A 20,392-nucleotide genomic window follows, 5' to 3' on the forward strand; every position below is an offset into this window, starting at 1 on the left:
GTTACCTTCTTTGTAAATTATTAGTTAGCAGATTTGATATCTTTGGTCAGCCAGTAGTAATCGCAAGGCAGGATTTCTGCGTTAGCAATAGACTTGTTGGAAACCATGTTGGTTTGCGGATGACCAAATACCAGGGAAGCTGCATCGTCGAGGATAACCTTTTGCATTTCGATAACCAGCTCACGACGTTTAGCCGGGTCAAATTCTACGCCCAGTTTATCGGACAGAGCATCAAATTTCGGATTGCTGTAGCCAGAACCGTTCTGTTCTTGACCGGTCTTGAGGTACATGTTCATGAATACTTCAGGATCGCCGGCCTGCAGAGTCAGTACGTTGGAAATCAGCAGGTCATAATCACCTTTACGGCCGATACCATCCAGTACGTTGTAGTCAACGTTCTTCAGGTTAACTTTAATGCCGACTTTCTTAGCATCAGCCTGGGTAGCTTCTGCATACAGAGGCAGCTCAGCACGGCCGCTGTAGAATACGAAGTTCAGTTCCAGGTTTTTGCCGTCTTTATCAACAAAGCCGTCGCCGTTGGTATCTTTCCAGCCAGCTTCAGCAAGCAGCTTTTTAGCGCTTTCAACATTGTATTGGTTTTTATCGTATTTGTACAGTTCATCATAACCGTAGTCAACAGAAGGAGGCAGATACGGACCACCGGGAACGAAGGTGTCTTTCAGCAGAACCTTGTTGTAGGTTACACGATCCAGAGAACGCAGCAGAGCTTCACGGACTTTGATATCACCCAACGGTTTATCCGGACGTACATTCAGACGAGCAAGTACGTCACGCAGGGAAGCGATATTGGAGATGTTGTATTTATTTTTGTCTTTGAACAGCTGCAGGTCGCCTGCTGCAATGTTAATAGCGAAGTCGATTTCACCTTTTTGCAGAGCCATAGCACGGGTGTTAGGATCGTCGATGGTCAGGATATCAACCTCTTTGAACGGAACTGCGCCATCCCAGTATTTTTCGTTTCTAACCATTTCAGCTTTAGCTTTGCTGTAGGATTTTACTGTATAAGGACCGGTGCAGATAGCGCCTTGTTTTGCGGTATCACGGTCTTTAATGGTTTGAGTATCAACGATAATGAACAGAGGGTCACCAAGCATACCGGGCAGAGTCGGTACCGGTTTTTTGGTTTTGATGATTACGTTCTGGCCTTCACCCTTGATGGATTCATATTCGAACATGGATTTTGCACGAGCTGCTTTTTCAAAGGTACGTTGGATAGAAGCTGCTGCCAGCTCACCAGTCAGTTTGGTGCCGTTGGAGAAGCAAGCCTTATCGTTGATGTGGAAGGTCCAGGTCAGCTTATCATCAGAAACGGTCCATTTATCAGCCAGCCAAGGAACAGCATTCATTTTTTTATCGAATTTAACCAGGCATTCGCCCAGGCCGTAACGCATTACAATCCAGCCAAAGTAGTTATCGGTGGTTTCCAGGGAGTCAGCGAAGTTGGTAACACCAAATTTTACAACTTCCTTGTGCTCAGCTTTTTTGTCGCCGCCACAGCCTGCTGCTGCAAATGCCAGTAAACCGATCATAGCCGCTGCTGCGGTAGCTTTAAACATTTTTTTCATTAGTCATCTCTCCATTTCATATACTCATTTAACCCGGCAGACTTCTGCCGGATATCAAAAACTAAGGCAAAAATAATTAATCCTGTACGTCATTACGCGGGTCAAGCACATCACGCAGATTATCGCCCCAAAGGTTGAAAATCATAACGGTAACAAAGATTGCCAAACCGGGGAAGAACATCAGCCACGGTGCAGTCTGCAGCTGCTGACGACCTTCATTCAGCATCAGGCCCCATTCAGGAGCAGGCGGTTGGCTGCCGAAGCCCAGGAAGGACAGACCTGCAAGCTCCATCATCAGAGCACCGATATCTGCTGCTGCGGTAATAACCATCATCGGCAAAATATTGGGCAGGATATGTACCCACAGAATATGAGGCGAGGTACCGCCGTTAACGATTGCTGCTTCTACATAGTCACGACGTTTAATCTGCAGTACAAGGCTGCGGGATAAACGCGCATATTTTGTCCAGCTTACAATCGTCAGCGCGATTACGGCGTTGACAAGGCTGCCACCCATAATACCGGCAACAGCGATAGCCAGAATCATACCAGGGAAGGAAATCATCATATCAGAAATACGCATGATAACCATATCAACCTTACCGCCGAAATAACCGGAAATAACACCCATAGAAGTACCAACGATAAATACGCTGGCTACCAGGAACAATACACCGCTCAGGGAAGCACGCGCACCATAAAGCACACGGCTTAAGCAGTCACGGCCCAGCTTATCTGTGCCGAACAGATGACTTCCGCCCGGTGCCATGAAAGCATCCTGCATTGTTGCATGAGTCGGATCATACGGTGCAAGAACAGGTGCCGCAAAAGCAATAGCAATCAGCACCAATACCAGAACTGAGGTTACGGCAAAAGCACGGTTGGTTTTTAAACCATTAATAATTGTTTCCATCTGCTCTTACCTTACCTTTCTCAGACGCGGATCAAGATAGTTATAAGAGATATCAACAATGAGATTGATAACCATATACATCAACGCAATCCACACAACAACACCTTGTACCAGCTGGAAATCACGGTAGGTAATTGCTTCAATTGCCAGACGGCCAAGGCCGGGCCATTGGAAAACAATCTCGATAACCGCAGCACCACCCAGAAGGTTACCTAAAGACAGACCTAAAAGCGTAATCAGCGGCAGCAGAGCGTTCGGAAGAACCTCTTTCCACAGAATATGGCTTTCACTCATACCACGCGCGCGTGCACCGACAACATAGTCCTGATGCAGCTCTTCCAGAATAGCAGCACGCACCTGACGTGTGTACTTGGAAGACATTGCAAAGGCCAACGTTGCCGCAGGCAGGATAATCGTGTCAACACCAATCGTACCGCCGACAATAGGCAACAGGTCAAGTTGCAGACCAAAAATCCACAGCAGCATCAAGCCAACCCAGAAGCCCGGCATTGATACGCCAAGGAAAGTAAAGCTGCGTACTATATAGTCAAACCAGCCACCGCGCTTAACTGCAGAATAAATGCCGGCAGGAATAGATACCACCAACATCATTGCAAGGGAAGCCAGAGACAATAGGATAGTACCGGGCAAACGCTCGAACAGCTCCTCAACAACAGGCTTTTTAGCCATAAAGGAGAAACCGAGGTTGCCATGCAGCGCACGACCCAACCAATCCAGATACTGGAAGAAGAAGGGCTTGTCCAGACCTAATTCTGCACGCAGTGCATCAATTTCGGCCTGACTTACAATAATATCCTCGTTACCTGCAATCATCTGGCGAGCTACATCGCCAGGGGCCAGCATTACCAAAGCAAAGGTAATAAAGCTGATACCAAGCAGAACAAGGATGATCTGCCCCAGTCGGGACAGAAGCTGCTTTTTCGTCAAAGCACATCATCTCCATCAAAAAAATTACCCTTCCTGCAAAATGAGCGCAGAAAGGATACATACTTACAATGTGCACAATTGTAATTATATATATATTTCCGTCGCTAGCAGGAATATATCAACTGAGGAAATCAACCTGACTTAGCCTTGCGGCATCACAGTGGCTTGACCGCTACGGATTTGCACCGTATTCCGATTATTACCTGCATAGGCAGGCACCTCAGAAGAGTATAGATTTGTAAAAGGTCTTTATATCGGCAAAAAGAAATAAGCTAACACTTATAAATTTATAATAACACTAATTCTCATTATTTGCAACAAATTTGTTACAAAGGTGTTGCTTATGCAAACTCTCTTCTCAAAGAAGACAAATAGAATAAAAGTATTATTGACTGCGACAACATGAAGCCCAGCAAGGCCAGCCACAGTCCGCTGTTGCCCCAAAGCGGCACCAGCTGCCACTGCAAAAGGTAGAATACCAAGAGTGCCATCAGCATCATGTTGCGTACCGGTGCGGTTTTGGTAGCTCCGCAGAAAACTCCGTAAAGCACCATGCCGATACCGGCGCAAACAGGATAGAATAAAACAAACACATTGTAGGTCATAGCCATCGCTACAACCTCTTCGATATTGGTAAACAGGCGGATAAAGAACTCATTGCTCAAGTGATAGCCGAGCATCAGGATAGCAGCCAGCACTACCAGCCATTTGAAGGTCATTTTTATGGTAGCTGCAAACAGCTTGCCGTTCTTTGCACCTACCGCACGGCCGCTGAAAATCGCCGCGCCGTTCGCCATACCGTCAATCAGGTAGCTCATAATATCCTTAAGCTGCAGCAGCACAGCGTTGGCTGCCAGCACCACAGTACCGAAGGAAGCTCCGACTGCCGCAATAATGTTGTTTACGGTCAACAGGCAGGCAGTACGAATCATCAGGTTGACATTCACCTGCAGCATGCCGATAAACTCACGCCAATCCAGCAGCTCGCTCCAAGGCAGCTCCTTGTAATCAAAATCACCGTAATAGTACATCAGTACTATGCTCAAAATACCGCCGTAAAGCTGACTTAGCAAAGTAGCAAAAGCCACGCCCGTAATATCCATATGCAGCCAAAAAACAAACCAGATACTCAGCGCCATGTTCAGCACGTTCATGGAAACCTGCATAAACACACTCGCCCGCACCCGCGTCTGCCCCATGAGCCAACCAAGGGCCACATAATTACCAAAAACCAGCGGTGCCCCCCAGATAAGGATGTAATAATAATCACGGCACAGCTCGTTGACCTCCGGTGCAGCACCAATCATGGCCAGATACAGTTCTAAAATCGGCTTTTGAAACAAAATGCAGCAGGCACTTATCAGCATTGCCAGAACCAAAGGCTTAAAAAATGCGAGCATACCAAGTCTTTTATCGGCAGCGCCAAAGGCCTGTGCCGCATAACCGGTAGTACTCACACGTAAAAAACCAAATAACCAATATAAATTGTTGAACAAGATAGCTCCAAGAGAAACTGCTGCAATATATTTAGGATCCGGAAGCTGTCCCATAACTGCCGTATTCACCGCACCCATTAAAGGCTGCGTCATTGTCGACAGCATAAACGGTATTGTCAGTCCCAAGTATTCCCTATCAGTCAGAAGGTTCACTCTATCTGTCCCCCCTTGTTTATTCGCACTAAATTTTATTTTTAGAAAACATCTTGTGTGAATAGCTTATCATATGTTATAATTTATTGCAAGTAAAAAAGTAGCAATTGCCAAAAATATTTCTGCGGAAATTTTGCCATTCTTCGCAAAAGAAAAATTTATACGCTATTGCTTAATTTTTTAGGCTTCAGTTAGCTAACGCTAATAGAAAAAATATTATAAAAAGTATGAGAAATATATCAAAGGAGTGAGCACATGTCTGAAACACTAAAGGTATGTGGACTGACTATCGAACGCGGCACTAAACTGCGCACGTATCTGCCTGTCCCGGACACCAATGTAAAAATTCCCCTGACTATTATCAACGGCGAAAACGATGGCCCTACACTGCTTATTACCGCAGGCATCCACGGCGGCGAATATCCCGGTATCGCAGCAGCAATGGAGCTGGGCCGCGATATTGAGCCCGAGCACGTTACCGGTTGCCTGATTATGATGCACCCTGTCAATATCCAAGGCTTTTGGGCACGTCGCGAAATGATTGTGCCAGAAGACGGCAAAAACCTTAACCGTGTTTTCCCGGGCGATCCCACGGGAACGCTTGCCGATAAAACTGCATATTTAATCAGTAACAACTTTTTCCCGATTGCTGATTTTTATGTAGACATGCACAGCGGTGATATCCACGAAAGCCTGCATCCCTACGTTTACTATCCCGGCCAGCCTACTGCCGAAGTAGAAAAGAAATCCCGTTCCGTGGCACGCGTACTCGATATGGAATATATGGTACGCTCGCTGGCAACAGGCGGTGCCTATAACTACGCCGCCAGCACCGGACTTCCTTCTATTCTTATTGAACGCGGCGGTGCCGGCCTCTGCCTGCACGAAGACATTGAAGCCTACAAGGACGATATCCGCAATATCCTGCGCAAGCTGAAAATGTTCTCCCTGCCTGTAAAGCCACGCCATCACTCTCCGCGTGATGTAGAAAACCTGATTTATCTGGAAGCACTGGAAACAGGCTGCTGGCTGCACCACATCCACAGCGGCGATTTTGTTGAAGAAGGCCAGGTTTTGGGACGCATCACCGACGTTTTCGGCAACACGCTGACAACCTATTACGCAGAGCAGACAGGTGTAATCCTTTACGTCTGCCCGGCGCTGGCATCTCCCAAGGGCACTATTCTTGTAGCCTACGGCACCATCAAGGAATTTGATGACGAAGAATAAAAATTGCTCTATGGCCTTTATCGATTAGCCATAGGTACCCTCCTACTTAAGTTAGCACTTAATCTCTATGCAGGAAATTTTTCTCTGAAAACTGTAAAATATTTTGCAAAAACCGCTTGACAAAGCCTTTGCTAACCGCTTATAATTCAGATAATCTCTTTGCACTGCAATTTAGCTACAGTACAAACTGATCAGGCGGTAAACCTTCTTCCGGGTTTTTGCAGCCGGGCCCTCTGGGCAGCAGACTTTGACGCAACGTCTGCGGGACAGTTAACTACTATCTCGCAGGCGTTTTTTGTATGTAAAAGGCCTGCACAAATGCAAAGACCACTTTAGGAGGTTTTATTATGAAATTTGAAAACGATGCTGAAAGAATCGCTATGATTGTTTCCATCAACAGTATTATCGGTAATCTGCTTTTATCATTAGGTAAACTGGTTGCCGGCTTTGTCGCCCAATCCGCCGCTATGGTTTCTGATGGTATCCACTCCGCGTCCGATGTTTTCGGTACCCTCATTGTTATGGCCGGCGTAAAATTTTCCAACAAGGCTTCGGATGAAGAGCATCCCTACGGCCACGAGCGTATTGAATGCATTGCAGCTATTCTTTTGGCAATAATCCTGACGATTATCGCCCTGCTCATAGGCTACAGCGGTTACGAAAAAATCGTAGGCGACCCGGCTGAGCTGGAGGTCCCCGGACAGCTTGCTCTGTGGGCAGCAATTATTTCCATTGTTGCCAAAGAAGCAATGTTCTGGTACACTCGCAACGCTGCACAAAAAATCAATTCCGGCGCACTGATGGCGGAAGCATGGCATCACCGCAGTGACGCTATGAGCTCCGTCGGCGCTTTCATCGGTATTTTGGGCGCACGCATGGGCTATCCTATTTTAGACCCCATCGCCAGCTTAGTAATCTGCGTGATGATTTTATATGCTGCCTATGAGGTTTTCAAGGATTCTATGGATAAGATGGTTGACCGCAGCTGTGATGAGGAAACAGCAACTGCTATGGAAGAGCTTGTTTCCCGCGTTCCAGGTGTAGAGCACCTTGACAGTCTGCACAGCCGTCTTTTCGGCAGCCGTATTTATGTTGATATTGAAATCAGCGTCAAGGATAACCTTACCCTGCTGCAGGCACATCACATCGCTGAAATGGTCCATACTGCCGTTGAAGCCAACTTCCCGCTGGTAAAACATTGCATGGTTCATGTCAATCCTTTGAGCGAGGACAGCCACGAAGCCTGCACTATGCTGCCGCCGGATTTGCGTCCGCACAATCTGCATAATTAAACAAACGCTTCTTAATTATATACACAATAATTTTTAATAATATTTTTTGATATACCCTCTTGACAATCCCTAGAAAGGGGGTATATAATTTAGGCAACCAATGAGCAACTGCTCATATGAGTAGTTAATTTAATAAATTATCTGGAGGTATCTGCTAATGAAAAAGATATTATTTATTCTTGTCAGCATGCTGTGCCTGCTTTTATCCGCCGGCTGCGGCAGCGACAAACAGGCAGCGCAAGCACCTGCCGCCGACAAGGTACTGCGTGTAGCAACATCACCTGCTTCTCCGCCCTTTGAGCTTTATCTCAAAGAGCAAAATAAATTTACCGGCTTTGATATCGATTTAATCAACGATGTGGCTAAAAAAATGGGCTATGACAAGGTTGAATTTGTTAACACCCCGTTCGACGAGCTTCTGCCCGGCCTGAATCAAAAAAAATATGATATCGCAATGAACAACTTCAGCAAAACCAAGGCACGTTCCATTGACTATGCTGCAAGTGATTCCTATGCCAAGGCTGCTTTCTCTATCGTTGCCAAAAAAGGCAGCAACCTCAAAGCAGATATCGACAGCATGAACGGCCGTAAGGTTGCCATCAAAAAAGGTGCTTCTGCTGTACGTGTAGCAAAATCCTTCCCCGGCAGCATCATTGTTGAATATCCGGAAAACGCCAGTGCTTTACATGCAGTAGAAACCGGCGAAGCTGACTACGCTATCTGCGGTAACCTCACTACTGCTTTCTATATGACTCACACCGATGACGACAACTGCCTGCAGGTTGTAGGCCATTCCGAACGCCAGGATGACCTTGTTGTCTACGCTGAAAAAGGAAATGAAGAGCTGATTAAAAAATTCAACGTTGCTTTGAGCGACTATAAAAAGAGCGGCGAATACAAACGACTCATCACCTTCTACTTCGGCGATATCGAAAAACAATCCTAAAACACCCCTAACTCAGCTAAAAGCTAACAGCTTATATATATCACACCCCTTACAATACTCTTTTTATAATACTCCTATAATACTCCTTATCAGCCGGCATCCCCTAACGCCGGCGAACAAACACTCAACTCATCAAAAGCAGAAAAGCCTTGCAGTAAGTCCAAACTGCAAGGCTTTTTTGCTGTATTTTTATATTTAGCTTAATCCTCCGGATGCAGCTTAATGCAGGACGCACGCACTGCCCTGTGCCAGCCGCGCAGCAGATGATTGCGCTTTTCTTCATCCATATCGGGCATAAAGGTCTGCTCGATAACGTGATTGCCCTTAATCATTTCCTTGTTATCCCAATAGCCTACTGCCAGACCTGCAAGATAAGCAGCGCCCATAGCAGTTGTTTCAATGCAGCTCGGGCGTTCTACCTTAACGTTGATAATATCCGCCTGCGTCTGCATAAGGAAACTGTTGGCACAGGCACCGCCGTCAACCTGCAGCGAGCTCAGCTTAATACCGCTGTCCTCCTCCATAGCCTTCAGCACATCGTACACCTGATAGGCAATGGCTTCGAGCGTTGCACGCACAATATGATTACGGTTAACACCGCGCGTCAGGCCTACAATCGCACCACGCGCATATTGGTTCCAATGCGGCGCGCCCAAGCCTACAAAAGCAGGAACCATGTAGCAGCCGTTGGAATCGGGTACAGATTTCGCCATAGCCTCGGATTCGGCAGCATTGCGAATCAGTCCCAGCTCATCACGCAGCCATTGGATAGCAGCGCCGGCAACGAAAATAGAGCCTTCGAGTGCATATTCTACCTTACCGTCTACACCCCAGGCAATAGTTGTAACAAGACCGTTTTTGCTGTCTACAGGCTTTTCGCCGGTATTCATCAGCATAAAACCGCCCGTACCGTAGGTATTTTTTGCTTCACCGGGTGCAAAGCAGGTCTGTCCGAACAGCGCACATTGCTGATCGCCTGCAGCGCCGGCGATAGGAATAGAAGCTTCAAAAAGCTTCGCATCGGTAGAACCGTATACACAGCTGGACGGCTTAACCTCCGGCAGCATTTGGCGCGGAATGCCCAAAACAGTCAGGATTTCGTCATCCCACTGCAGAGTATGAATATTAAACATCAATGTACGGGAAGCATTGGAATAATCCGTAACATGAACCTTACCGCCGGTCAGCTTCCAAATAATCCAGCTGTCGATAGTACCGAACAGCAGCTGGCCTGCTTCCGCACGCTCGCGTGCATGAGGTACGTTTTCCAAAATCCAGTGCAGCTTGGTGCCGGAGAAATAAGCATCCAGAACCAGACCTGTCTTTTCGCGGAACATATTGGCATAGCCACGGATTTTCAGCAGATCACAGTATTCAGCGGTACGACGGCACTGCCAGACAATAGCCTTGCAGATAGGACGACCGGTGTTCTTGTCCCAAACTATGGTAGTTTCGCGCTGATTCGTAATACCGATACCGGCAATATCAGCCGGAGTAACATCCAGCTTGCTCATTGCCTCGTACATCAGGCCTACCTGAGTAGCCCAGATTTCCTCGGCATCGTGCTCTACCCAGCCTGCCTGCGGATAATACTGCGTAAACTCCTTTTGTGCTACGCTGCAGATTTCTCCATGCTTGTCAAATAAAATACAGCGGCAGCTGGTAGTTCCCAAATCCAGTGCCATGATATATTTATTTTTCATGCTTTCACGACCTTTCCTTGATATTTTTAAGTATAACACAAAACATAAGGAGCCGCCACTTTCGTAGCAGCTCCTAAAAAAGCATATTTAATTATATGTGATTGGGAATCCTGATAATGTATACGCTGCCTTATCGCACGCCCGAACCCTTCGCCAAAGACGTGGGAGAAGGTGACGGAGACGAAGAAGGGTGACGACGGCGTACTTTTAGTACGTCTAGGAACCCTGATGAAGTATATGGTGCCTTATCGCACGTCTTACAAGTTAGGCAGGAACATTACCAAACCCGGAACATATGTAACGATTAGAAGTGCAACAAGCAGTGCTACGATAAACGGCCAAACTTCCTTGAAGAATTCGCCGAGCGGCGTTTCCGTTATCGCACAAACCGTAAACATCATCGAACCGAACGGTGGCGTCAGACCGCCGATCATAATGTTAACAATACAGATAATACCGAAGTGTACAGGGTCAACACCCAGCTTAGTTACAACAGGAACAAGCAGCGGAGCCAGAATAATCAGTGCAGCGCCACCCTCCAGGAACATGCCCAAAATCAGCAGCAGGATATTTACCAGCATAAGCATCATGTACGGATTGCGGGTAAAGTCAAGCATTGCGGAGGTGATATGCTGCGGAATGCGCTCCCAGTTCAGGTAATAGCCAAAGAAAGAAGCTGCTACGATAATCAGTACAACGGAGCTGGTACCGTAAATAGTTTCTTTCATAATCGGCCATGCGTATTCCCACTTCAGCTCCTTGTAGATGAAGGCACCTACCAGGATGCAGTATACTACTGCTACAGCGCCTGCCTCGGACGGAGTGAACATACCCATGCGCAGGCCGGCGATAATACCGAAGGGGAACAACAGCGCCCAGATAGATTCCTTAAGCTGAGTCATAATTTCGCCGAAGGTAGCAGCCTTTTCACGTGAAGGCTTGTAGCCACGCTTCTTGGAAACAATAGCAACAACAATCATCATGGATACTGCCATAAGAATGCCGGGCACATAACCTGCCATAAACATTTTGGTTACGGATACGCTGGCAATCAGCGCATAAATAATCAGATTAATTCCGGGAGGAATTACAGGCGTACTTGCAGAGGACGCAGCTGTTACCGCAGCACTGAAGGCTCTGCCGTAACCGCGCTTTTCCATTTCCGGAACAAGCATTTTACTCTGCATAGCAGCGTCAGCGTTAGCACTGCCGGAAACACCGCCCATCAGCAGGCTGAGCAGTACGTTAACCTGAGCCAGACCGCCGGTCATATGACCCATGAGCACGTCAGTAAATTTCATCAGCTTATCGCTGATACCGGCATAGTTCATGATAGAGCCTGCCATAATAAAGAAGGGAATTGCCAGCAGCGGGAAGGACTGCGTGCTGGTAATAATACGTTGGAATACCAGATGCGCAGGAGAAGTCGCATCCAAAAAGGTAAAGTAGGAAATCGTTGCACCGAACAGGGCATAAGCGATTGGAATACTGGAAAAATAAAGCACAAAAACAATGATGACGGGCAAATAAGCCATTATTTTTCCTCCTTTCCGTAACCGGTAACATCCTGCCAGACAAATTTAATAGAATACATGGTCATGAGTACAAACGCAATCAGTACGGAAGCACTGATATAAACGGAAGAAATACCCAGTACCGGGGTCATTTTCGTATAGGATTTGGAAATATAGATAACAGAAAGATAAGACATGTAGCCATTGAGCGCTACAAGAATAACGTCGGTAATCAGGCCGATAGCCTTCTGCATACCTTGGGGCATTCTTTTAACGATGATATCAACGCCAACGTGACCGCGATGCTTGAACACAGCAACAGCACCGATGAATACCGACCAGACAAAGCAGCCGGTAGCAACTTCTTCAGACCAAACAAGGCCGGAATTAAAAACATAACGCAGAACAATATTGATGACAACAAGGATAGTAGTAATGCTGATGAAAAATGCAGCAACTAAATCTTCCAGATTATTTAGCACGAAGCTCAGGTTTTTACCCAAAATTTTACCTCCATTTTTTATAGTAATACTTATGCAAAGGAAGGAGCTGTCACGCCGCATGCATGCAGCGTGGTAGCTCCTTAGTGTTTCATTATAACTGTTTAGTAATGTTGAAAAAATCTACAGCTTATTTTGCAGCGCGGATTTTTGCCAGCTCAGCTTTCAGCTTTTCATAGATACCAGGAGTTGCGCCTTCTTTTTCTTCCATCTGTTTGAATACAGGCTCGGTAGCTTTTTCGAAAGCAGCATGGTCAACATCGTTGAATTTTACGCCCTTGCTTTCCAGTTCCTTATAAACCTTATTATAGGATTCGGTGGAAATCTTGGTCATTTCTTTACCGCCGTAAGCAAATTCTTCAGCAACAATCTTCTGATCTTCCGGAGACAGGCTGTTGAATACTTTGGTGGAAATGTATACGCCGCAGGTACCCAGGAAATGCTTGGTGGTAGCTACGTTTTTAACGTGCTCATAGCATTTGGTACCGATGTTGGTGAATTCGGAGCCTTCCAGACCGTCTACAACGCCTTGGGAAACGCCGGACAGAGTTTCGGAGAACGGCAGGCTGGTAGCGGTAGCGCCCATAGCATTGATGGTGTCAATGAACAGCTTGCTGCCGGGAGTACGCAGTTTCAGACCTTTCATATCTTCAGGTTTGGTGATAACTTTGTTGGTCATAACATTACGGAAGCCGAAGATGTAGTCCAGAGCCAGAACCTTAATACCTTTTTCTTCAGCTTTCTTTTCCATGTCCTTAACCAACGGAGTTTCAATCATCTTCTCATATTCGTCATAGGATTGATACAGCATCGGGCCAACCAAAGGTTTGAAATCAGGTACGTAGTCACCCAGATAAGACGGGTCTTCTACAGAAATAAAGTTAGCACCGTTAGCAACCTGCTCCAGGCCATCCTTGTAGCAAGCCAGCTGGTTTTGACCAAAGCATTGAATTTCTACACGGCCATTGGTTTTCTTGTTAATACGTTCAGCAACCAATTCCATGGATTTGTACAGCTGCTCATCGGGAGAAAATACATGGCTCAGCTTCAAAACAACCTTTTTGTCAGAACCTGCTGCCTTTTCATCCTTTTTGTCAGAACCGCCGCAACCGGTCAGAGCCAACATCATTACAGACATTAACAGAAGAGCTACGATCTTTTTCATGTTCATCCTCCTAAATCCCTTGTTGAATTTTGTTGAAATTTAATGTATTAGAGATTCCCGTTTTGAATCTGATACCATATTAACAGAGTGACACAGAATTGTCAATAATTTTACGCATATTTAGCAAATGTACTTGTAGTCTGGCTTTTGGCCGTTTTTTATCCCTATTGGCCTTATTACGTCCCACTTGTTTTTTCGCTTATCTTATGCTAAGATAGTGTTGAACATCATTGAAAATTTCAAGGAGGAATAGAAATGGTTCAAATTTTTGCGCACCGCGGCTTCAGCGGCTATTATCCTGAAAATACTATGCTTGCTTTCCAAAAGGTAGCAGAAGAAACTGTTGCTGACGGCATTGAACTGGATATCCAGCTCACCAAAGACGGTGAAATCGTTATCATGCATGACGAAATGCTCGACCGCACCACTAACGGCAGCGGCTGGCTGAAAGACCATACCCTGGAAGAGCTGAAAATGCTTTCTGTAGGCGTTAATGTCAAAGGCTTCTTCCCCCGCCAAACCATTCCTACATTACGCGAATATTTCACCTGGCTGAAAACTACCAAGCTGATTACCAATATCGAGCTCAAAACCAGCTATTTCGAATATGAAGGCATTGAAGAAAAGCTCATTGCTATGGTCAAGGAATTCGGTCTGGAAGACCAGATCTGGTATTCTTCCTTCAACCATTACACTGTTGCCAGAATCAAAAAACTGATGCCGGAAGCAAAATGCGGTCTTTTAACCGACACCTGGCTGATGAACATCGGTGAATATGCTGCTTCCCAAGGCGCTGCAAGCGTAAATGCCCGCACCTATTTCTGTGCTAAGGAAGGCGTTGCTGCTGAGCTGCACGCACACAACATCGCTCTGCAGGCATGGACTCCTAACGATGCTGAAATGATGCAGGAGCTGGTTGATGCCGGTGTTGACGTTCTGATTACCAATTATCCTGACATTGCCGCAAAGGTTTTAGGCAGATAATTTATATCAGCCACCTGATACATAATTAAATTAGAAAGGATTGTGTTTATGCCTAAGAAGGTTACCCTGAAGGATATTGCTGCCAAGGCAGGTCTTTCGCCTGCCAGCGTATCGATGATTCTCAACAGGCGCTGTATTGACCGCTTCAACGCAGAAACTGTTGAGCAGGTCTACGCTATCGCCACTGAGCTCGGCTATAAAAGCAGCAAGGAAAAAGCCTACGCCCTCGTCAGGCCCTCAGATACACTAATCATTATTATCTGTCCTTCATTATTCAATCCTTTCTATACTACTATTATCCAGGGTATTGAAAGCCTTGCCCGTAAGCAGGGCTTTGTCACCTCCGTCCGCACCACCTATTGGGATACTGATACGGAAAAATTTATCATGGAACAGGCCCGCAAATTCAACGTTGCAGGTGTCATCTTTGCCATGATTCCCCAACAGCCGCAGCTGGCATATCAGCTGAGCAAATATCTGCCCGTTGTTGCCATCGGTGACAGACGCAGTGATTTGGAGCTTGCTACTGTAGACATGAACAACTTTACCGCAGGCCAGCTCATCGGCAAGCATCTTACGGATTTGGGACATAAGCAGGTTGCCTATCTTTCTACAACTCTCAACGACCAGCACACCTCGCGTGTGCGCCGCTATCAAGGTCTGGAGGATGCCTGCAAGGAAGCAGGTGCCAAGCTTGCCCTGTTTACCCAAGAGATTACTTCTGACTATGAGCTTTCGCATGTTGAAGTAGAATACAGTACAGGCTATGAGCTTGCCAAGCGCTGTCTTGAAGCGGCGCCGGAAACCACAGCCATGGTCGCTATCAACGATATGGTTGCCTACGGTGCATATAATGCAATTATCGACAGAGGCCTGAAGATTCCCGAGGATATCAGCCTTTGCGGTTTTGATAACATCTTCCCCTCGCATCTGCGCGGCGTCAGCCTCACAACTATCGACAACTCGCTGACAGAGTGCGGCAAAAGCGCCTTCAAGCTGCTCCAGGAGGAAATAGCCAGCTACGAGCACCACGGTAAATTTGAGCCTATTACCCATGTAGAATACAAATGCCGTCTTGTAGCCCGCTCCAGCAGCGGCACTGCTCCCATGCGTTGACAATTACCGCAGGATACTGTACAATGAAGCCTACATAGTTTCTATGAATTAAAGAATTGTGCAGGTTTAATTATGAACAACAAATATAGTAAAGCATTCAAAGCTGCTTTTCCACTAACGCTGCCAATTTGCGCAGCGTTTCTTTTTTTAGGCATTTCCTACGGCTTTTATATCTGCAGCAAGGGCTTTTCGCCCTGGTATCCGTTTTTTACCAGTGCGCTGGTCTTTGCCGGCAGCATGGAATTCGTTCTGGTCACAATGCTGCTGAGCCCCTTCAATCCGCTGTACTGCTTTTTTATGGCACTGATGATTAATTCTCGTCATCTGTTCTACGGCCTTAGCATGCTCGAAAAGTATAAGAATACCGGCCTGAAGAAATTTTATCTGATCTTCGGTATGTGCGATGAATCCTTCGCCATCAACTGCAATACCGTTATCCCCGAAGGCATCGACAAAGGCTGCTTTATGGTCTGCGTAAATCTGCTGAACCAAATTTATTGGGTGGTAGGTGCAACCATCGGCGGTCTTTTGGGCAACAGTCTGCAAATCAACACCAAAGGCCTGGATTTTGCCCTCGTCGCTCTCTTCACGGCAATTTTCGTCAGCCAATGGCAAGCGACAGAAAACCACACTCCTGCTGTTTTAGGCATTGTCATTCCGCTAGTTTGCCTGGTGCTCATCGGTCCGCAAAGCTTTATACCACCTGCTATGTTACTTATGCTGCTTGTATTCATCACCGCTTATTACAAAGGAGGCATTAAATTATGACTTTCACCGAACAAATCATAACCATTGCCGCCGTTGTAGCAGGCACGATGTTAACACGCTTTCTGACCTTCATCCTGTTTCCGGCCAATAAAAAAACGCCGCCATTAGTAGCGTTTTTAGGCAAAATGCTGCCTGCGGCCGTTATGGGCATGCTTGTTGTCTACTCCCTTAAGGATACGCAAATTATGACCGGCAGCCACGGCCTGCCTGAAGCCATAGCCGTAGCACTGACAGTTATCCTGCAGGCAACCCTGCGTAATCTGCTGCTGACGATAGCAGCAGGCACTATAGGCTATATGCTGCTGGTGCAATATGTGTTTGTGTAAAGAGAATTCGAAAGCAAGCACAAAGATATCAGCAAAGCTGTTATACGAAAGATAATATTCCCTCTATATATAATAGTAAATCAACTTTCTACTATTGTATATAGGGGTATGTTTTTTATAGGCAGCGCTAAATTAAAACTACCCTCCGCCATGCTCTGTCCAACATGACGAAGGGTAGTTTTTTTCATTTATATCCTATATATACTGCCAATGTCCCCTAAGCAAATATATACAGAAAGAAGGAATTTGTAAGTGTAAGCATCTTTGAAGCTTTGTGCGTCAGGGCAGCTTCCGCCCCGTCTATAATAAATTGTTCTCTATCCAATTTGCGTCTGCTGACCACTCCCAAGCGGGAGTGTTGCAGACATTTTAAGAAAGGTGGTAAGACCTGAGTCTTTAGTTAATTATGCTGCAGTCGGGAAGAACGGCCATACGATAGGAATAACGATGATTGCAACAATCATGCTGACTGCTACCAGACCGCCGCCGCATTTTACATAATCCATGAATTTGTACTTGCCGGGGCCAAGTACCAGGGTGTTCGGAGGAGTACCTACCGGAGAAGCGAATGCGCAGCTGGAAGCAATCAGGATTGCCATCAGTACAGCTTTCGGAGATGCACCCATTTGTGCGGACAGTGCGATGCCAACCGGGCACAGCAGAGCTTTAGAAGCGGTGTTGCTCATGAACTGAGTCAGGATAACTGCCAGGCCGAAGAGTACAGCAGTTACCAGGTACGGAGACGGATTGCCGCCCATCAGGCTTACGGTGAATTCAGCAATCAGCTTGCCTGCACCACTGGTGTTCATAGCTGTTGCAACAGGAATCATACCTGCGAACAGGAAGATGGTAATCCAATCGATGGAGTTATAGGCTTGTTTTTCAGTGATGCAGCCTGTCAGTACGCACAGTACCGCTCCGACAACAGCAGCCAGTTCCAGAGGAACGACGCTGGTTGCCATAGAACCGATAACGCCAACCATGATGATACCGCAGATCATCTGTTTTTTAGGAGTAGTGTTGGTAGCATCAATCTCCTGCTCTACATCTGCAATCTCTTCGGTTTTAGCTTCCGGCAGAATGTATTTGCCAAGGAACATCATGTAAACGATGCCGGCAACAGTAATAGGAATGCCGATATAGGCATATTCAAAGAAACCAAATTGCAGCTCCGGCATGCCTGCTGCTTTCAGAGCAACGTTTGCCAGAATGTTCGGCGGGGTACCAATCAGGGTGCAGGTACCGCCCAGGCCGGCAGCGAAAGCCAACGGCATCAGCTGACGGGAAGCGGAAAGCTTTGCTTGTGCGCAGATACCCATAACTACAGGAATCAGGCAAGCAGTGGTACCGGTGTTAGACAGGAACGCAGACATAACTGCTGCAATAACCATAAGACCAAACATCAGGCTGTTTTCATTGGTACCAAACAGCTTTACTACAGCGCCGCCAACCTTTTGAGCAAGGCCGGTGTAAAACATAGCAGCGCCAACGACGAACATACCGCCAAAAAGAACTACAGTAGAATCTGCCAGGCCAAGGAAGATTTGGTTCTCAGGAACCAGGCCCAATGCACTGCAGGCTATAGCAGCCAGAACCGCGGTCATTGCCAGCGGAATCATTTCGGTAACGAATAACAGTGCAACTACTGCTAACAAAATCAAGCATTTAATTGCTGGTGTCATAAAAATTTCCCTCCACTTATTTCTTCTTAAATAGGTTTACATATTGAAAAGTGTTTACAAAGAGCTTACCATCTTCGCCTCGATGCGGGAAGACTTTACCTTCCTTTTTCCTGTTCTCGATAGCTCGATAGTAAAATTTCTTGTCTACCTGTTTCAGGTACTCCCGAATCTTAGAATCTTCTTTTTCATCATTCATGATAAGTGCAATGTCCAAAACTTATCAGCTCCTTTCTTGTTCCTTTTGGAGAGTGCCTTTCACTGTTAGAGATTATACAACATATTCCAAAATAATAAAAATACCTAGTTGGAATAGAAGTTATATGAATTAAGTATATTTCAGAAAGTAATTAAATATATTTCGGAACTAATTTCTACTTGTTTTTTATAGCAGGCAGTTTTATATTATACGACAATTATCGCCGGAATAAAAATACCTGTGTAGCATTATTCATATACCTGTCAGGAATATTTCGGGCAAACAAAAAGCCAGTCTGCCAATGACGTACAAGGAGGTAGGCTATAACGTCATCATTTGCGGACTGGCATATATAATGCTGCTGTTTCAAGCTTAAAGTAAAATATTCTTAAACCACTTGCTATAGTATTCTCTGTCCAACTCTTTGAGATAGTTCAGTACAAAGCTCATCTTTCTTCTTAACCTCTTTTTAATGCTTTCAGGGATGCTTCGCTCAGTTTGAAGCCCTGTACTCTTTTGCTGAAGGCAAAGCCTTTTTCACCACAATGCGGGAATACTTTTGCTGCACCGTTGCGTTGACGGCACAGATGTGCGAATAAACCGATTTCTTTTTCGACTGCCATTTTTGTTTCAGCCATGATTGTTCTCTCCTTTGCTTTGAATAAGTCAATTTGTCAATTTGCTCTGTATAAGGCCTCTGCTTTATACGCATTTAGTATAACAGATATTGCTTAATAAGAAAAATAGCTAATAGGAATTATAGATATGACATTTTATTATTTCTTTTTAGCATTCATATGTTCTATAATAGCCTTAATCGTTGAATTTCTTGAAAATGTACTAGCAATATGATAAACTAATTATATTATTCCTATATTTAGAATTCATTACTGTTTTTATTTTACATAAGTTTAGTTTTAGTTGGAGGTCTGCAAAACATGGAATTAGACAATTACAGAAACTTTTTGGCAATTATCGAAGCCGGCAGCTTTACCGGTGCGGCTGATTACGTACATATCGCTCAGCCGGCCCTCAGCAAGCAGCTGCGTGCCCTGGAAAACTATTTCGGCACCAAGCTGATAATTACCACCCGCGGCAGCCGTCAGATTCTCCTGACCGAGGCAGGACGCGTCCTCTATCAAAAAGCAAAGTACATGTGTGCTTTGGAGGATCTTGCCAAAAGCGAAATCGAAAACATCATGGGCGGTGTTGTAGGTACGCTGCGCTTCAGCATTGCCAACTCCCGCAGTGCTTTATTCATCAAATCCTCCCTCAAGGATTTCTGTGCTCTTTATCCTAATATCAAATGTGAGCTGTTCGAAGCAAGCATCAACGAACAGACACAGCAAATGCTTAACGGTATTACCGAGCTGGGAATTTTGAGCGTACCGGTAGAGCATCAGGATAACTTTGAGGTTCTCTTCCGTCGTGATGAAGAGCTTACAGCCGTTTTCCATAAAAACTCTGTTTTTCTGGATGACAGCAAAAAGGTTGTCACCCTTAAGGAATTAGAGGATGTACCTCTGAGCATCAGCTCCGGCTGCTCCGAAATCTTCCTCAAGGCCTGTGCGCAGGCATCCATCGTGCCACGTATCACCTGCACCAGCACCACCCGCAGCACTACTTTGGAATGGACACGCGTCAAGGCAGCTGTTTCTATAGTGCCTGTAGAGCCCGGAGAGGACCTTGGTGAAGAATTTATCACCCGTCCTATATCAGACATCAAGGCAGACGTTTACAAGACCGTAGTAAAGGTTAAGGACAGACCGCTTTCCGTCGTTGCCCAGCATTTCCTCAAATTCTATTCCAAGACACGTAATTCACAGCAGGTATGCAACCTGGATGAAGTCCTGAAAAACTCTTCGTTATAAAAC

Annotated in this window: 19 protein-coding genes and 2 riboswitches; of the genes, 8 read left to right on the top strand and 11 right to left on the bottom strand. The window is 45.9% G+C overall.

All coding sequences use genetic code 11. From position 1 onward, the window contains the following. Positions 1-20: 20 nt before the first annotated feature. The 4 genes from KAH19_RS02495 to KAH19_RS02510 all read right to left on the bottom strand — a co-directional run bounded on the left by KAH19_RS02495 (position 21) and on the right by KAH19_RS02510 (position 5,096). On the bottom strand, positions 21-1,586 hold the full coding sequence (locus KAH19_RS02495) for an ABC transporter substrate-binding protein (RefSeq protein WP_210684963.1): 1,566 nt from the start codon (positions 1,584-1,586) through the stop codon (positions 21-23). Positions 1,587-1,662: 76 nt separating this feature from the next. Then, positions 1,663-2,499, bottom strand: a complete 837-nt coding sequence (gene nikC, locus KAH19_RS02500) for a nickel transporter permease (RefSeq protein ID WP_210684964.1) — start codon at positions 2,497-2,499, stop codon at positions 1,663-1,665. 6 nt (positions 2,500-2,505) lie between these two features. Then, a complete protein-coding gene (gene nikB, locus KAH19_RS02505; protein ID WP_210684965.1) occupies positions 2,506-3,447 on the bottom strand; it encodes a nickel ABC transporter permease in 942 nt (313 codons plus the stop codon). Positions 3,448-3,532: 85 nt separating this feature from the next. Continuing rightward, positions 3,533-3,664: riboswitch (adenosylcobalamin (AdoCbl) riboswitch) on the bottom strand. Positions 3,665-3,788: 124 nt separating this feature from the next. Continuing rightward, entirely contained in the window at positions 3,789-5,096 is a 1,308-nt protein-coding gene (locus tag KAH19_RS02510) for an MATE family efflux transporter (protein WP_210684967.1), read from the bottom strand. 255 nt (positions 5,097-5,351) lie between these two features. Here KAH19_RS02510 and KAH19_RS02515 point away from each other — a divergent pair, with 255 nt between their 5' ends. The 3 genes from KAH19_RS02515 to KAH19_RS02525 all read left to right on the top strand — a co-directional run bounded on the left by KAH19_RS02515 (position 5,352) and on the right by KAH19_RS02525 (position 8,564). Beyond that, positions 5,352-6,326 carry a M14 family metallopeptidase gene (locus KAH19_RS02515; protein WP_210684968.1) on the top strand — a complete coding sequence of 325 codons (975 nt, stop codon included), beginning with the start codon at positions 5,352-5,354 and terminating at the stop codon, positions 6,324-6,326. Between the two features lie 177 nt (positions 6,327-6,503). Continuing rightward, positions 6,504-6,598: riboswitch (NiCo riboswitch) on the top strand. A 75-nt stretch (positions 6,599-6,673) separates the two neighbouring features. Further along, on the top strand, positions 6,674-7,618 hold the full coding sequence (locus KAH19_RS02520; RefSeq protein WP_210684969.1) for a cation diffusion facilitator family transporter: 945 nt from the start codon (positions 6,674-6,676) through the stop codon (positions 7,616-7,618). 157 nt (positions 7,619-7,775) lie between these two features. Then, a complete protein-coding gene (locus KAH19_RS02525) occupies positions 7,776-8,564 on the top strand; it encodes an ABC transporter substrate-binding protein (protein WP_210684970.1) in 789 nt (262 codons plus the stop codon). Positions 8,565-8,764: 200 nt separating this feature from the next. Here the strand turns inward: KAH19_RS02525 and glpK are convergent, their stop codons facing one another. From glpK to dctP, 4 genes are all read right to left on the bottom strand, one after another. Next, positions 8,765-10,267, bottom strand: a complete 1,503-nt coding sequence (gene glpK / locus KAH19_RS02530; protein ID WP_210684971.1) for a glycerol kinase GlpK — start codon at positions 10,265-10,267, stop codon at positions 8,765-8,767. 257 nt (positions 10,268-10,524) lie between these two features. Continuing rightward, complete coding sequence (locus KAH19_RS02535; protein WP_210684972.1) at positions 10,525-11,802, bottom strand: TRAP transporter large permease; 1,278 nt, start codon at positions 11,800-11,802, stop codon at positions 10,525-10,527. After that, the gene (locus KAH19_RS02540; protein WP_246869406.1) at positions 11,802-12,284 is read right to left on the bottom strand and encodes a TRAP transporter small permease; all 483 of its coding nucleotides are present in this window, start codon (positions 12,282-12,284) and stop codon (positions 11,802-11,804) included. The genes KAH19_RS02535 and KAH19_RS02540 overlap by 1 nt, the downstream gene beginning before the upstream one ends. A 127-nt stretch (positions 12,285-12,411) precedes the next feature. Then, positions 12,412-13,452: a C4-dicarboxylate TRAP transporter substrate-binding protein gene (gene dctP, locus KAH19_RS02545; RefSeq protein WP_210684974.1), complete on the bottom strand. Its 1,041-nt coding sequence runs from the start codon at positions 13,450-13,452 to the stop codon at positions 12,412-12,414. 249 nt (positions 13,453-13,701) lie between these two features. Here dctP and KAH19_RS02550 point away from each other — a divergent pair, with 249 nt between their 5' ends. From KAH19_RS02550 to KAH19_RS02565, 4 genes are all read left to right on the top strand, one after another. Next, positions 13,702-14,430 carry a glycerophosphodiester phosphodiesterase gene (locus KAH19_RS02550; RefSeq protein ID WP_210684975.1) on the top strand — a complete coding sequence of 243 codons (729 nt, stop codon included), beginning with the start codon at positions 13,702-13,704 and terminating at the stop codon, positions 14,428-14,430. Between the two features lie 48 nt (positions 14,431-14,478). Then, complete coding sequence (locus KAH19_RS02555; protein ID WP_210684976.1) at positions 14,479-15,546, top strand: LacI family DNA-binding transcriptional regulator; 1,068 nt, start codon at positions 14,479-14,481, stop codon at positions 15,544-15,546. Between the two features lie 72 nt (positions 15,547-15,618). Further along, on the top strand, positions 15,619-16,314 hold the full coding sequence (locus tag KAH19_RS02560) for an AzlC family ABC transporter permease (RefSeq protein WP_210684977.1): 696 nt from the start codon (positions 15,619-15,621) through the stop codon (positions 16,312-16,314). Continuing rightward, positions 16,311-16,640: a branched-chain amino acid transporter permease gene (locus KAH19_RS02565; protein WP_210684978.1), complete on the top strand. Its 330-nt coding sequence runs from the start codon at positions 16,311-16,313 to the stop codon at positions 16,638-16,640. The genes KAH19_RS02560 and KAH19_RS02565 overlap by 4 nt, the downstream gene beginning before the upstream one ends. A 404-nt stretch (positions 16,641-17,044) precedes the next feature. Here the strand turns inward: KAH19_RS02565 and KAH19_RS02570 are convergent, their stop codons facing one another. The 3 genes from KAH19_RS02570 to KAH19_RS02580 form a co-directional block, all read right to left on the bottom strand. Then, positions 17,045-18,322, bottom strand: coding sequence for an SLC13 family permease (locus tag KAH19_RS02570; RefSeq protein WP_210684979.1), 1,278 nt, complete (start codon positions 18,320-18,322; stop codon positions 17,045-17,047). Between the two features lie 16 nt (positions 18,323-18,338). Continuing rightward, a complete protein-coding gene (locus KAH19_RS02575; protein WP_021720459.1) occupies positions 18,339-18,536 on the bottom strand; it encodes a hypothetical protein in 198 nt (65 codons plus the stop codon). Positions 18,537-18,976: 440 nt separating this feature from the next. Next, complete coding sequence (locus tag KAH19_RS02580) at positions 18,977-19,156, bottom strand: hypothetical protein (protein WP_040564748.1); 180 nt, start codon at positions 19,154-19,156, stop codon at positions 18,977-18,979. A 300-nt stretch (positions 19,157-19,456) separates the two neighbouring features. Between KAH19_RS02580 and KAH19_RS02585 the strand changes: the two genes are divergently transcribed. Continuing rightward, positions 19,457-20,389, top strand: coding sequence for a LysR family transcriptional regulator (locus tag KAH19_RS02585; protein WP_210684980.1), 933 nt, complete (start codon positions 19,457-19,459; stop codon positions 20,387-20,389). The last annotated feature ends 3 nt before the right edge of the window (positions 20,390-20,392 follow it).

Origin of the sequence: Phascolarctobacterium sp. Marseille-Q4147 (assembly GCF_017968825.1) — a bacterium.
Lineage (GTDB): Bacteria > Bacillota > Negativicutes > Acidaminococcales > Acidaminococcaceae > Phascolarctobacterium_A.

Coding starts and splice junctions, on each gene's coding strand:
- KAH19_RS02570 (WP_210684979.1), bottom strand. CDS start 18,322: ATGACACCAGCAATTAAATGCTTGATTTTGTTAGCAGTAGTTGCACTG.
- KAH19_RS02555 (WP_210684976.1), top strand. CDS start 14,479: ATGCCTAAGAAGGTTACCCTGAAGGATATTGCTGCCAAGGCAGGTCTT.
- KAH19_RS02585 (WP_210684980.1), top strand. CDS start 19,457: ATGGAATTAGACAATTACAGAAACTTTTTGGCAATTATCGAAGCCGGC.
- KAH19_RS02580 (WP_040564748.1), bottom strand. CDS start 19,156: ATGGCTGAAACAAAAATGGCAGTCGAAAAAGAAATCGGTTTATTCGCA.
- KAH19_RS02550 (WP_210684975.1), top strand. CDS start 13,702: ATGGTTCAAATTTTTGCGCACCGCGGCTTCAGCGGCTATTATCCTGAA.
- dctP (WP_210684974.1), bottom strand. CDS start 13,452: ATGAACATGAAAAAGATCGTAGCTCTTCTGTTAATGTCTGTAATGATG.
- KAH19_RS02535 (WP_210684972.1), bottom strand. CDS start 11,802: ATGGCTTATTTGCCCGTCATCATTGTTTTTGTGCTTTATTTTTCCAGT.
- KAH19_RS02560 (WP_210684977.1), top strand. CDS start 15,619: ATGAACAACAAATATAGTAAAGCATTCAAAGCTGCTTTTCCACTAACG.
- KAH19_RS02520 (WP_210684969.1), top strand. CDS start 6,674: ATGAAATTTGAAAACGATGCTGAAAGAATCGCTATGATTGTTTCCATC.
- KAH19_RS02495 (WP_210684963.1), bottom strand. CDS start 1,586: ATGAAAAAAATGTTTAAAGCTACCGCAGCAGCGGCTATGATCGGTTTA.
- KAH19_RS02515 (WP_210684968.1), top strand. CDS start 5,352: ATGTCTGAAACACTAAAGGTATGTGGACTGACTATCGAACGCGGCACT.
- glpK (WP_210684971.1), bottom strand. CDS start 10,267: ATGAAAAATAAATATATCATGGCACTGGATTTGGGAACTACCAGCTGC.
- nikC (WP_210684964.1), bottom strand. CDS start 2,499: ATGGAAACAATTATTAATGGTTTAAAAACCAACCGTGCTTTTGCCGTA.
- KAH19_RS02525 (WP_210684970.1), top strand. CDS start 7,776: ATGAAAAAGATATTATTTATTCTTGTCAGCATGCTGTGCCTGCTTTTA.
- KAH19_RS02565 (WP_210684978.1), top strand. CDS start 16,311: ATGACTTTCACCGAACAAATCATAACCATTGCCGCCGTTGTAGCAGGC.